12 protein-coding genes are annotated in these 13,192 nt (G+C 63.6%); 8 read left to right on the forward strand and 4 right to left on the reverse strand.

Annotation, left to right across the window (positions count from 1 at the left end; translation table 11 throughout):
* Window positions 1-23 precede the first annotated feature (23 nt).
* The 6 genes from FQV27_RS04640 to trpB all read left to right on the forward strand — a co-directional run bounded on the left by FQV27_RS04640 (window position 24) and on the right by trpB (window position 8,203).
* Window positions 24-614, forward strand: coding sequence for an ImuA family protein (locus FQV27_RS04640; RefSeq protein WP_147096639.1), 591 nt, complete (start codon window positions 24-26; stop codon window positions 612-614).
* Window positions 529-2,022, forward strand: coding sequence for a Y-family DNA polymerase (locus FQV27_RS04645; RefSeq protein ID WP_147096640.1), 1,494 nt, complete (start codon window positions 529-531; stop codon window positions 2,020-2,022). Before FQV27_RS04640 ends, FQV27_RS04645 begins: the two co-directional genes overlap by 86 nt.
* The gene (locus tag FQV27_RS04650) at window positions 2,019-5,357 is read left to right on the forward strand and encodes an error-prone DNA polymerase (RefSeq protein ID WP_246132991.1); all 3,339 of its coding nucleotides are present in this window, start codon (window positions 2,019-2,021) and stop codon (window positions 5,355-5,357) included. The genes FQV27_RS04645 and FQV27_RS04650 overlap by 4 nt, the downstream gene beginning before the upstream one ends.
* 80 nt (window positions 5,358-5,437) lie before the next feature.
* A complete protein-coding gene (gene argB / locus FQV27_RS04655; protein ID WP_147096855.1) occupies window positions 5,438-6,337 on the forward strand; it encodes an acetylglutamate kinase in 900 nt (299 codons plus the stop codon).
* A gap of 131 nt (window positions 6,338-6,468) precedes the next feature.
* A complete protein-coding gene (locus FQV27_RS04660; RefSeq protein ID WP_147096642.1) occupies window positions 6,469-6,984 on the forward strand; it encodes a SixA phosphatase family protein in 516 nt (171 codons plus the stop codon).
* Window positions 6,985-6,997: 13 nt separating this feature from the next.
* Window positions 6,998-8,203: a tryptophan synthase subunit beta gene (trpB, locus tag FQV27_RS04665; RefSeq protein ID WP_147096643.1), complete on the forward strand. Its 1,206-nt coding sequence runs from the start codon at window positions 6,998-7,000 to the stop codon at window positions 8,201-8,203.
* 36 nt (window positions 8,204-8,239) lie between these two features.
* Here trpB and FQV27_RS04670 read toward each other — a convergent pair whose 3' ends face one another.
* On the reverse strand, window positions 8,240-9,259 hold the full coding sequence (locus FQV27_RS04670) for a ribose-phosphate pyrophosphokinase (protein WP_147096644.1): 1,020 nt from the start codon (window positions 9,257-9,259) through the stop codon (window positions 8,240-8,242).
* Between the two features lie 95 nt (window positions 9,260-9,354).
* Here FQV27_RS04670 and FQV27_RS04675 point away from each other — a divergent pair, with 95 nt between their 5' ends.
* Together FQV27_RS04675 and FQV27_RS04680 are read left to right on the forward strand one after the other, a co-directional pair.
* Window positions 9,355-9,954 carry a 2-hydroxychromene-2-carboxylate isomerase gene (locus tag FQV27_RS04675; protein WP_147096645.1) on the forward strand — a complete coding sequence of 200 codons (600 nt, stop codon included), beginning with the start codon at window positions 9,355-9,357 and terminating at the stop codon, window positions 9,952-9,954.
* On the forward strand, window positions 9,951-10,724 hold the full coding sequence (locus FQV27_RS04680; protein WP_147096646.1) for an alpha/beta fold hydrolase: 774 nt from the start codon (window positions 9,951-9,953) through the stop codon (window positions 10,722-10,724). Before FQV27_RS04675 ends, FQV27_RS04680 begins: the two co-directional genes overlap by 4 nt.
* A gap of 14 nt (window positions 10,725-10,738) precedes the next feature.
* On the opposite strand, the gene FQV27_RS04685 is transcribed toward FQV27_RS04680, so the two are convergent.
* The 3 genes from FQV27_RS04685 to FQV27_RS04695 are packed head-to-tail and all read right to left on the reverse strand — an operon-like array spanning window position 10,739 to window position 13,148.
* Window positions 10,739-11,782, reverse strand: a complete 1,044-nt coding sequence (locus FQV27_RS04685; RefSeq protein ID WP_147096647.1) for a threonine aldolase family protein — start codon at window positions 11,780-11,782, stop codon at window positions 10,739-10,741.
* Window positions 11,779-12,219 (reverse strand): YcgN family cysteine cluster protein, encoded by a 441-nt coding sequence (locus FQV27_RS04690; RefSeq protein WP_147096648.1) that lies wholly within the window; start codon window positions 12,217-12,219, stop codon window positions 11,779-11,781. The genes FQV27_RS04685 and FQV27_RS04690 overlap by 4 nt, the downstream gene beginning before the upstream one ends.
* Window positions 12,219-13,148 (reverse strand): bifunctional riboflavin kinase/FAD synthetase, encoded by a 930-nt coding sequence (locus FQV27_RS04695; RefSeq protein ID WP_147096649.1) that lies wholly within the window; start codon window positions 13,146-13,148, stop codon window positions 12,219-12,221. The genes FQV27_RS04690 and FQV27_RS04695 overlap by 1 nt, the downstream gene beginning before the upstream one ends.
* Window positions 13,149-13,192 lie beyond the last annotated feature (44 nt).

A 13,192-nucleotide genomic window follows, 5' to 3' on the forward strand; every position in this document is an offset into this window, starting at 1 on the left:
GCCGGCCGCGCTAGTCTTTTGCGATGACCACGACCATTCCTGACATGTTCCGGCTGCGCCCCGGCCGCACGCATGAAGCCTGCGGACCCGCCGCCGCCAGCTTCGCCGCCATTGCCGCCGCCGGTGTGACGGGCAATTTTCTGTGGGTCCGCGAGCGTTGGGTGACGGGTCGGCTGAACCCGCTTGGGCTGCACCGATTCCTTGATCCCGCACGGCTTTTGCTGGCCGAGGTCGCCGACCAGACCGAGGCGCTTGCCGTGGCCGAAGAAGCCCTGCGCGATGGTGCGCTGCGGCTGATCGTGACCGAATTGAGCCAGCCTCTCAGCCTGACGCAGGGACGCCGTCTGCAACTGGCAGCACAGGCCGGGTCCAGCATCGGGCTGGGTCTTATCCCGGAAGGTCTGGGCAGCAATGCCACAGAAACACGCTGGCTGTGCAGCCCGGTTTTCGATCCTGCCGAAAAGGCCGACTCGACTCTGCAGGAATGGAAGCTTATCAAGAACAAATCAGGAACACTTGGGCACTGGCATGTTCGATGGGACGCAAAGGCGCATCGTCTCGATGTGGTTTCCCCGGTTGGCGAGCGACCGGGCCCGACGGCGTCAGCCGGTTGACGGGCCTTTCGCGCTGATCCAGCGCCAGGGCAGCGCCGACCGGATCTATTGCCTCACCACCGAGGCAGAAGACCACGGCTTGCATCGCGGCATGGCTGCCACCGATGCCCGCGCCTTCTGCCGCAGCCTGCTGACCCGCCCCGCAGATCCCGAAGCCGATTACCGGGCGCTGCATCTGCTGCGGCGTTGGGCGACGCGGTATTGCCCCTGGGTCGGGATCGAAGGCGCGGACGGGTTGGTTCTGGACATTACCGGCGCGGCGCATCTGGCGGGGGGCGAGGCAGCGATGCTGGCCGATATGCGCCAGCGGCTGACAGGGGCCGGCTATGCGCTGCGTCTGGGGCTGGCCGACACCCGCGGCGCGGCATGGGCGCTGGCGCATCACGGTCCTGTTGACGGCGTCCCCCCCATTGCGCCGCCCGGTGACGCGCTGGCGGCACTTGGCCGCCTGCCCGTCGCCGCCCTGCGGCTGGAAGATCGGATGACGGCAACGCTGGAACGTCTGGGGCTGCGCAGCATTGGCGACCTCGCAGGGGCGGCGCGCGCGCCACTGAACCGCCGTTTCGGGCCGGACCTTCTGCTGCGGCTGGATCAGGCGCTTGGCCAGCAGCCCGAACAGATCTCGCCGCTTGTCGATCCGCCCCATTACGCGACAAGGATGACCCTGCCAGAGCCGATCGGGCTGACCAGCGATGTGATGGCGGTTCTGCAACGCTTGCTGGACCGGCTGTGCGAGACGATGAAGCGGCACGAAACCGGCGCGCGCATGCTGCATCTGACGCTGCGGCGGGTTGATCGCGACAGCCAGCAGATTGCGCTGCGGCTGGCTGCACCGCTGCGCGATCCGGTCCGCATCCTGCCGCTTTTCCAGCGCAGTGTGGATGAAGTCGATGCCGGTTTCGGAATCGACCAGATGCGGCTGGAGGCAGTCCAGACCGATGCCCTGCCCGCACGCCAGCTTGGGGGCGAAACTGTGGCCGATGCGGCCCGTCTGGACGATCTCATGACCCGGATCGGCACCCGGATCGGGCTGGAAAATATCCGCCGTTTCCTGCCAGCCGACAGCCATATCCCGGAACGCGGCTTCATCTCGGTTGCGGCCGCGCACAGCACTGCCAGCCCGAAATGGTCCTGCCACGGGCAACGTCCACTTCACATTTTTCCGCCTGAGCCAGTCACCGCCAGCGGTTCCGAGCCGCCGCAGCGCTTTCGCTGGCGACGCATGTCGCTCAGCCTCGCGCGCGCTACCGGACCTGAACGGATCGCGCCGGAATGGTGGGCCGAACACCAGGACTGGCATCGGGGGTTACGCGATTACTGGAGGATCGAGACGATGCAGGGGCGGCGTTTATGGATGTTTCACACCCCCCAGAATCCCGGCTGGTTCGTGCATGGGGAGTTTCCATGACCGCCCCCGACTATGCCGAACTTTGCGTCACGACCAATTTCACCTTCCTGACCGGCGCCTCTCATCCCGAAGAGATCGTCGCGCGGGCGGCCGAACTGGGCCTGTCCGCCATTGCCATTACCGACCGGAATTCGCTCGCCGGTGTGGTGCGGGCGTGGTCGGCGCTGAAACAGTTGAAGCGCGCCGCAAGCGAAGCGCAGGCCGATTCGCTGCGTATCCGGTCCCAGCAGCAGACCGATCCTTCCTCTCGTCTCAAATCCGGTGATCCCGCGCCATTCGATTCCGCTGCATGGAACAGGCTGCCCCGGCTGATCGTGGGCTGCCGGCTGGTGCTGCGCGACAGTCCGGTGGACTGGATCGCCCTGCCCTGCGACCGCGCCGCTTATCAACGCCTGTGCCGACTGCTGACCCTTGGGAAACGACGGGCGGAAAAGGGAGAATGCCATCTTGACCTGGACGATCTGCTGGATGGGTGCGAGGGGATGGTTCTGATTGCTCTGCCACAGGGCGCGCTGGAAGATGCAGCCGACCCGGTTCAGCGGATGCGCAAGCGCTTTCCGGGGCAGGTCTTTCTTGGCGCGGTGCCGCGCTATGACGGCAGCGATCAGGCGCATCTTGCGGCATCGGCGCGACTGGCCATGCTGAGTTCGGCACCGATGGTGGCGATGGGCGATGTGCTGATGCACCGCGCCGACCGCAGGCAACTGGCCGATGTGCTGACCTGCATCCGCGAGCATCTGACCATTGACGAGATCGGCACCCGCGCGCTTCCCAATGCCGAACGCCGCCTGAAATCCGGCGCGGATATGGCCCGCCTGTTCCGCCATCACCCCGCAGCGCTTCGCCGCACAATGGAAATCGCGGCGCGTTGTTCATTCGATCTGGGCGAACTCAGCTATGAATATCCCGACGAAATCGCCGCGAACGAAACCCCGCAAAGCCGCCTTGAACGACTGGCCCATGAGGGGCTGAGGCGGCGCTACCCGGACGGTGCGCCCGACCGCGTTCTGGCGCTGATGGAAAAGGAACTGGCGGTCGTCGCCGATCTTGGCTTTCCGGCCTATTTCCTGACCGTGCATGACATTGTCGCCTATGCCCGCTCGCAAGGGATATTGTGTCAGGGGCGCGGCTCGGCGGCGAATTCTATCCTGTGCTATCTGCTGGGCATCACCGATGTCGGCCCTGACCAGATCGCGATGGTATTCGAGCGCTTCATCTCGAAATACCGGGGCGAGCCGCCTGATATCGACGTGGATTTCGAACATGAACGCCGCGAGGAGGTGATCCAGTGGATTTATCGGAAATATGGCCGCCACCGCGCCGGGCTTTGCGCGACGGTGATCCATTTCCGGTCACGCGCCGCGATCCGCGAGGTTGGCAAGGTGATGGGTCTGTCGCAGGATGTCACGGCCAGCCTTTCGGGGCAGATCTGGGGCTATTCCCGCGGGGGTGCCGATCCCGAACGGGTGCGAGAGCTGGGGCTTGATCCCGATGACCGCAGGCTTGCCCAGACCATCCGCCTGATCGGCCAGATCATCGGCTTTCCGCGCCATCTTTCGCAGCATGTCGGCGGTTTCGTCATCACACGCGGGCGGCTGGACGAGCTGTGCCCGATCGAGAATGCCGCGATGCAGGACCGGACCCTGATCGAATGGGACAAGGACGATATCGACGCGCTCGGCATCTTGAAGGTCGATGTTCTGGCGCTTGGCATGCTGACCTGCATCCGTAAGGCGTTCGACCTTCTGGACCGGCACGAAAACCTGCCCATGACCATCGCCAGCACTCCGCAGGAAGACCCGACAACCTATCGGATGCTGCAACGCGCCGATGCCGTGGGCGTCTTTCAGGTCGAAAGCCGGGCACAGATGAATTTCCTGCCCCGCATGAAGCCCGCCACGTTCTACGATCTGGTGATCGAGGTCGCCATCGTGCGTCCCGGCCCCATTCAGGGCGGCATGGTCCAGCCCTATATCCGCCGCCGCATGGGGCTGGAACAGCCCGAACCCTTCGGCCCGGCATTGGCCGAGGTCACGCATCGCACGCTTGGCGTGCCGCTTTTTCAGGAACAGGCCATGCAGATCGCCGTGGTCGGGGCGGGCTTCACCGCCGAAGAGGCCGACCACCTGCGCCGCTCGCTCGCCTCGTTCCGGCGTATGGGCACGATCGGCGCCTTTCGCGACAAGTTCATCAACGGGATGCTGGCCAATGGCTATTCATCCGAAATCGCCGAGCGCTGTTTCGGCCAGATCGAAGGCTTTGCCGATTACGGTTTTCCCGAAAGCCATGCCGCCGCTTTCGCCATGCTGGCTTATGTCTCGGCCTGGCTGAAATGCCATCATCCGGCCGTTTTTGCCTGCGCGCTGCTGAACAGTCAGCCGATGGGCTTTTATGCGCCCGCCCAGATCGTGCGCGATGCCCGCGAACATCAGGTGGAGATCCGGCCGGTCTGCGTGAATGCCAGCGCATGGGACAACAGCCTTGAACGGCGCGCCGACGGTGCGTTGGCGCTGCGCCTTGGCTTTCGCCAGATCAAGGGCTTCCGGCAGGAGGATGCCGAAAAGATCACGGCGGCGCGCGGCAATGGCTATCCCGATCCGCAGACGGTCTGGCTGCGCGCCGGCGTCATCCCTGCCGTGCTGGAACGGCTGGCCGAGGCCGATGCCTTCGCCGCGATGGGTCTGACACGGCGCGACGCGCTGTGGCAAACCAAGGCCATCTGCGGCCAGATGCCGCTGCCGCTTCTGTCCGACCCGCTGGACGGCGAAGCGATTTCCGAACCCGAGGTCGCCCTGCCCGCCATGCATCTGGGCGAGGAGGTGGTCGAGGATTACGTCGCCATGCGCCTGACCCTGCGCGCCCACCCGATGGAACTGCTGCGCCCCCTGTTCCGCGGCCTTACCCCGCATGACAAACTGTCCGAGGTTCCGTTGCACCGGGTCAGTGTCTGCGGCCTTGTCATCACCCGGCAAAGGCCCGGCACAGCTTCAGGCGTGATTTTTCTGACGCTGGAGGACGAGACAGGGGTTTCGAACGTGGTGGTCTGGCCGGGGGTATTCGAACGCTTCCGGCGCGAAGTCATGGGCGGTCGCCTGCTGCGGGTGACGGGCCGGCTGCAGCGCGAGGGGCTTGTCGTGCACCTGATCGCCGAGGATATCGAGGATGCCTCGGGTCAGCTTGCGAAACTGGGACATCCGATGGATCATTCCATCGGCATCACCAATCCGGCCTCGGACGATGCGCCGCGCCCGCGACCGGCACCGCGTCGTGCCTCGCCCGCGCAGCACCCGCGCGAGCAGGCGAAGAAACTGTTTCCAAGCCGCGACTTTCACTGATCCCGGCGGCACTGGACCTCTGGCACGGCTGCGCCTAACCTGCCCCGACACATCAGGGAACAGTGATGAGACAGCAGGACATGACCCGAGATTTCGCCACCGCCGCCGCCACCCTGTCCGAAGCCCTGCCCTATATGCAGCGCTATTCCGGTGCCGTCGTGGTGGTCAAGTTCGGCGGCAATGCGATGGGCGACGATGCCGAAATGGCGAAATTCGCCTCTGACATCGTGCTGATGAAGCAAGTCGGCATTCATCCGGTCGTGGTCCATGGCGGCGGGCCGATGATCAACGATCTGCTCGGCAAGCTGGGCATCGAAAGCAGCTTCGTGCGCGGCAAGCGCGTGACCACCAAGGAAACGGTCGAGGTGGTCGAGATGGTGCTGTCCGGCCTTGTGAACAAGCGCATCGTGCAGGCGATCAACGACGCCGGGGGCCGCGCCATCGGCATATCCGGCAAGGATGACGACATGATGGTGTGCGAGGTCGATGACCCCGAACTGGGCTTCGTCGGCAAGCCGGTCGAGATGAACGTCCAGATCATCCGCGACCTGTATCTGGCCGGGTTGATCCCGGTCATCGCGCCGGTGGCGACCGGCATGGCGGATAACGAAACCTTCAACGTCAACGGTGACACTGCCGCCGGGGCCATTGCAGGGGCGCTGAGGGCCGACCGCCTGTTGCTTCTGACTGACGTGTCGGGCGTCAAGGACGGATCGGGCGAGGTCATCACCCAGATGACCCCGGACCATGTTCGGGCCATGATCGAAGACGGCACAATCGCGGGCGGCATGATCCCGAAAACGGAAACCGCGCTGAAGGCGATCGAGGACGGCGTGCGCGCAGTTGTCATCCTTGACGGGCGCGTGCCCAATGCCACGCTGCTGGAATTGTTCACCGAACACGGCGCGGGCAGCCTCATCCGCTCGACCGAACCGCGCGTCAAGCCCCGTGGTCTGCGTCAGGGTGATAGCGGTCTGTAGATCCCGCCGCAATTCATCGTCTTGAATGCGCGTGACAATTCCATGACGTTCCACGTTTCACATGTGCTTGCCCGGTCCGGAAAGCTATGGCAGGCTCCGATCACATCGCCCGGCATGAGAGGCCATTTCACATGACACCTTCCGGTTACCGTCGCCTGATTCTGACCCGTCACGCGAAATCGGCATGGGACGACCCGACGCTGGAAGATTTCGACCGACCGCTGAACGATCGCGGTCGCCGTTCGGCGCAGGAGCTTGGCGACTTCATGGCCTCGCGCGGATATGAACCCGAAGAGGTCATCTGCTCGCCCGCCAGGCGCACCCGCGAGACATGGGAACGTGTTGCCGGGGCCCCGCTGGAAGTGCGCCCCATCCTGCGCTTCGAAGACAAGCTTTTCCATGCGCGCCCGCAGGATATGCTGGACATCCTGAAATCGGCGACCGAACCGACCGTCATGATGATCGGCCATAATCCCGGCATCGCCGAATTCGCAGCCAGCCTGCCGGCGCGGGTGCCGCTTGACCCCGAATTCCGTAAATTCCCGACTGCTGCGACACTGGTTGTGGATTTCCAGATCGACGACTGGAAAGACGTCCGCCCCGGCGACGGCAGCGTCATGGATTTCGTGCGTCTCGACGGACGCTGACAGGCAGGACAACATGACTTATCTGAATTCGCATCCTGACGCGAAGGGCTTTTTCGGTCCCTATGGCGGGGCCGATCTGCCGCCGGTTCTGGTTGACCAGTTCGCGGCCATCGAAAAGGCCTATCTGACGCTGTCGCGTTCTGCCGATTTCATCAATGAGCTGCGCTATATCCGCAAGCATTTTCAGGGCCGTCCGACGCCCGTCAGCTTCCTGGGCAACCTGTCGGCGGATTGCGGCGGCGCGCAGATCTATGCCAAGCGCGAGGATCTGAACCATACCGGCGCGCATAAGCTGAACCATTGCATGGCCGAGGCCCTGCTGGCCAAGCATATGGGCAAGACCAAGGTCATGGCCGAAACCGGTGCCGGCCAGCACGGCGTGGCGCTGGCGACGGCGGCGGCCTATTTCGGGTTGGAATGCGAAATCCATATGGGCGAGATCGACATCGCCAAGGAAGCCCCGAACGTCACCCGGATGAAGCTTCTGGGGGCAGAGGTCGTGCCGGTGGGCTTTGGCGGTCGTTCGCTGAAGGAAGCCGTCGATAGCTGCTTCCAATCTTATGTCGCGCAGGCCGAACACGCGCTGTTTGCCATCGGCAGCGTCGTCGGCCCCCACCCCTTCCCAATGATGGTCCGCGACTTCCAGCACGTCGTCGGGATTGAGGCACGCGAGCAGTTTCTGGACATGACCGGCCGCCTGCCCGACATGGTCGCGGCCTGCGTCGGCGGCGGATCGAACGCCATGGGCATGTTCGCGGGTTTCATCGACGATGACGGCGTGGCGCTGTACGGGGTCGAACCGCTTGGCACCTCGTCCGATATGGGCGATCACGCCGCGACCATTACCTTTGGCGAGGATGGCGACATTCACGGCTTCAAGACCATGGTGCTGAAGGACAAGGACGGCAATCCAGCGCCGGTCCATACGGTTGCCTCGGGTCTGGATTATCCGGGTGTCGGGCCGGAACATGCTTATCTGCATCGCACAGGCCGGGCGAATTACGTCGCCGCAGACGACCGCGAGGCGCTGGATGCCTTCTATCGCCTGTCACGCCGCGAAGGCATCATCCCGGCGCTGGAAAGCGCCCATGCCGTGGCCTTCGCGCTGCGCGAGGCACCGAAGAACCCCGGCAAGACCATCCTGCTGAATCTGTCGGGCCGGGGCGACAAGGATATCGACTATGTGACCGAAACCTACGGCTTCGACGCCGGGGACTGACGGATCGCCGCCTGAAACCTCCGAAGCGCGGCTGGGTCAGCCGTCGCTGTAAAGCCCCTCATAAATCGGGCCGAGCGTGTCGAGGTCAAAGAGCGAACTTACCGAGGTGCCGTTCCAGATATTGATGATCGCCTGCGCGAACATCGGCGCGGTGGGGACGATGCGGATATTCGGGCAGTTCTTCACCGGCTCTGGCTGGTTGATGGAATCGGTGATGACGAGCGATTTCATGACCGACTTCTGCACCCGCTCGACCGCCGGCCCGGACAGGACACCATGGGTGATATAGGCGTGAACCTCTTTCGCGCCGTGATCGACCAGAAGCTGCGCCGCCTTGCAAAGCGTGCCGGCAGTGTCGCAGATGTCATCAACGATAATGCAGGTCTTGCCATCGACATCGCCGATCACGGTCATATCCGCGATCTCGCCCGCCTTTTCGCGGCGCTTGTCGACAATGGCCATCGGGACATTGATGCGCTGCGCGATCTCTCGCGCCCGTGCAACGCCGCCGACGTCAGGTGACACGACCATCAGATCGTCCATCTGACCCTTGAAGTGATGCTTGATATCCAGCGCAAAGACCGGCGCTGCATAGAGGTTGTCCACCGGAATATCGAAGAAACCCTGAATCTGTGCCGCATGCAGGTCCATTGTCAGCACCCGATCGACGCCCGCCTTTGTCAGCATATTCGCCACCAGCTTCGCCGAGATTGGCGTCCGTGCCTTTGCGCGCCGGTCCTGACGGGCATAGCCGAAATACGGAATGACGGCGGTAATGCGATTGGCCGACGACCGCTTCAGCGCGTCGGTCATGATGAGCAGTTCCATCAGGTTGTCATTGGCCGGGTTCGAGGTCGATTGAATGATATACATGTCCTCGCCCCGGACATTGTCGAAAACCTCGACGAAGATTTCCTGATCGTTGAAACGCTCTACCCGTGCATCGACGAGCGCCACGTTCATGCCACGATGCATGGACATGCGCCGCGCGATGGACGTCGCCAAGGGTTTGTTGGCATTGCCGGAAATAAGCTTGGGTTCGGTCATCGCAGGCATGGTGGCATCCTTCAGGCACGGGATTCGGGCGATTGCAGCGGACTTATCACCGCGATAGCCTTGCCGCAAACCTCAACCGACCGATTGGACAGCAAATGGCCCATATCGACTATTATCTCGGCACGATCAGCCCCTGGGCCTATCTTGCCGGCGACCGGCTGGAACGCATCGCGCGCGAACACAAGGCGACGATCACCTATAAGCCGGTCGATCTGATGCAGCTTTTCCCGCGCACCGGCGGGCTGAAACCGGCGGAACGGCATGAAAGCCGCAAGGATTACCGGCTTCAGGAACTGACCCGTTGGGCTGCCGTTCTGAAGCTGCCTTTCAACCTGCACCCCGCGCATTTCCCGACGAATATGGCGCCCTCGTCCTATGCCGTGATCGCTGCGCAGGAAGCAGGGGGCGGCAATCTGGGTGGTCTGGTGCGCGGCTTTCTTGGCGCCTGCTGGGCCGAGGATCGCGATATCGCCGATGATGAGGTGATCCGCGACGTGCTTGCCGCAAATGGCTTTGATCCCGCAATTGCCGACAAGGGTCTGTTTGTCGGGGCAGAGCAATACGGCCGCAACCTTGAAGACGCCGTCGCAGCGGGTGTCTTCGGTTCGCCCTTCTATGTCGTGCGCGAAAGCGGGCAGAAGTTCTGGGGACAGGACCGGCTGGATTTCCTGAAGGCGCATCTGGCCTCGCTATGAAGCTGAACGAACGGCACTTTCCCGGCGATCCGGAACGCCCGGCGATCGGACTTCATTGCATGATGGGCGGCACCGGGCTGTTCCAGCCGCTGATGGCGCATCTGGGCGGTCTCGTCGATCTGCGCAGTTTTGATTTTCCCGGCCACGGCCGCAGCCCTGACTGGCCGGGCGGCGATGACCCGGACCTGCACAGCTTTGTGACGCGCCATGCGGCTGCGATGATCCAGCGCCCGCTGGACCTGATCGGGCATAGTTTCGGGGCGACCGTCGCATTGCGGATCGCGGTCGGGGCACCGCAGGCCGTGCGCAGCCTGACTTTGGTGGAACCAGTTCTGTTCGCCGCCGCATCGCCCGCGACACGGCAAGCCGAAAATGATCGCCTCGCCCCGTTCGAGGCAGCAGGAGACATCGACGGGATGCTGCACCAGTTCCTGTCGGATTGGGGTGCCCCCGGCGGCGAGATCCCGACTGAAGGCCCGAGGTTGGAACGTCTGCGCAAGCAGATGCGCATGGTTGTCGATACCAACCGCGCACTTATGCAGGATCGCTCGGATATCCTGCGCGCGGGTGGACTGGAAGGCATCGACGCCCCGGTGATGCTGATCGCCGGTGCGCAATCACCGCCCATCGTTCATGAAATCGCCGAAGCACTTGCCGCGCGGTTGCCCGATGTGGGGCGCGCGACTGTGCCGGGTGCGGGGCATATGCTGCCCCTGACCCATGCCGAGCAGTTTGCCGATCTGACGCGGATGAATCTGGAACGCAGCTGACGGCGCGCGCTTCGTCAGCCCTGAAGTGCTGCGATCAGGGCCTCGATCTCGGCTTCGCGGGTGTTCCAGCTGCACACGAATCGCAGCGTCACCTCATCGGCACTCGCCTCGCCAAGCGAGGTCCATTTGTAATAATTGGCGCCGGCGGCGCGCGCCCTGTCGTCAGCATCGCCGGGAAGGGTCACGAACACCTGGTTCGATTCGACGGGCTGCAGAAGCCGCGCACCGTCAACCTGTGCCAATCCTGCTGACAGACGGGTCGCCATTGCATTGGCATGTCCGGCAAGCTGCAACCACAGATCGCCTTCGAGAAGCGCATAGAATTGCGCTGCGAGGTAGCGGTGCTTCGACCAGAGATGTCCGCCGCGCTTGCGCATATAGGCCATGCGCTCTGCTATGGCGGGATCGAAGGCGACAATGGCCTCGGCCCCCATCGCGCCATTCTTGGTGCCGCCGAAACTCAGCAGATCGACACCGGCGCGGTGGGTAATGTCAGCCGGGGCCTGACTGCTGCCGGCAACAGCATTGGCAAATCGCGCCCCGTCCATGTGGAATACCAATCCGTGCTGTCGGGCGACGGCGGCAATCTCTCCCAGCGTTTCGGGCATCCAGACGCGGCCCCATTCTGTCGAATTGGTGATCGAAACGGCCCCCGGCTTGCCGCCGCCCAGACCTTCGCCGGCCCAGAACTCTGCCGCGTGATCCAATGCATCGGCGTCGATCAGCCCGCCTTCGCCGGGCATGAGGGTCAGTTTCGCACCGGCAGTGAACAATTCGGGCGCGGCGCATTCCGAAGTTTCGATATGGGCATCCTCATGGCAGAAAATCCGCTGCCACGGCTGGACCGCTGCGCCAAGGCCGATGGCATTTGCGGCAGTCCCCGTCGTCACGAAGAAAACCGCCGCTTCCGGCGCTTCCAGTGCCTCGCGCACGCGTTCCTGCGCGGCCTGCGTCAGCGCATCATTGCCATAGCCCAGCACATAACCATCGTCGGCGGCTGCCATTGCCGCCATTACTGCCGGGTGAACACCGGATGCATTGTCAGAGGCAAAGTTCATGACAGGTCCTCGATAATGTAATCTTCCCAATCCTCTTCGGGAATTTCGGCCTCGGAAAGCGTGCGACCGCGAACCGATTCGCCCGAGCGATGAACAGCATCGCGGTCGCCCGAGATCAGATAATGCCATTCTGGCAGCGGTCGCCCTTCGTGACGCAGCCGGTAGGCGCAGGTCGCGGGCAGCCAATAGCTGATGCTGTCGATCTTCGAGGGCGAGAGCGTCACGCATTCCGGCACGTAGCGATGCCGGGTTTCATAGCGCGTGCACCGGCATGTTTCGCCGTCAAGCAAGCGGCAGGCGATGCGTGTGAAGGCCAGTTCCTCGGTATCCTCGAATTCCAGCTTGTTCAGGCAGCACTTGCCGCAACCGTCGCAAAGTGCCTCCCACTCTTGCGGGTCGAGGTCCTTGAGCGGCAGTTTCCAGAATTGCGCGCGCATCAGCGTGCCGACAGGATCGCGCGGGCGGCAGCGCTGTCCCGATCCATCTGCGCGATCAGCGCATCCAGCCCGCTGAATTTCTCCTCGGCACGCAGATATTCGACAAGCGCGACAGACAGATGTTCGCCGTAAAGATCGCCGTCAAAATCAAACAGGTGCACTTCCAGATTCGGGTGATTTTCGCCGAACATCGGGCGCACGCCCAGGCTTGCGACGCCTGGCCAGCTTCCCTTATGCGGGCCGCCAAGAACATCCGCGATCACGGCGTAAACGCCGAGCTTCGGAAGGTGCAGCCCTTCAACGGACATGTTCGCGGTCGGATAGCCCAGCTCGCGGCCGCGCTTTTCGCCGTGAAGCACCTCACCTTCGATCCTGTGCCAGTGGCCCAGCATCTTTTCGGCATCGCGCGTCCGCCCCTCGCTCAGCGCCTGACGGATCGCTGTGGATGAGAAATCCCGCCCTTCCTCGCCGACCAGCGGCGCAATGGTGACGCCGAAGCCGAAGCGCGCGCCCATCTCGCGCAGGGTTTGCGCATCGCCGGCGCGGTCCTTGCCGAAACAGAAATCCTGACCGACGCAGACATGGGCGACGCCCAGACCCTCGGCCAGCACCTGACGCGCGAAGGATTCCGGCGAAAGGCCTGCAAGCACCGCACCAAAGGGCAACTCGAACAGGTGTTCGACGCCAAGGCGCCGAAGGCGGTTCGCGCGCGCTTCCGAGTTCATCAGCCGGAAAGGCGGCGCGTCGGGGGCGAAGAATTCGCGTGGATGCGGCTCGAATGTGACGATGCCAAGCGGGGCATCAATGGCTGCGCGCGCGCAGTCTATCACCGCGCGATGGCCGCGATGAACGCCATCGAAATTGCCCATCGCCACGGTGGTCCCGCGGGCGTCGGCCGGCAATCCGGTCCAGTGGTGATGGATGTCCAATGCGCCCCCTTCCGGTGATATTGTGCCCCGGCATGGTCAGTCCT

The organism is Paracoccus aurantiacus (genome assembly GCF_007993065.1).
Lineage (GTDB): Bacteria > Pseudomonadota > Alphaproteobacteria > Rhodobacterales > Rhodobacteraceae > Paracoccus > Paracoccus aurantiacus.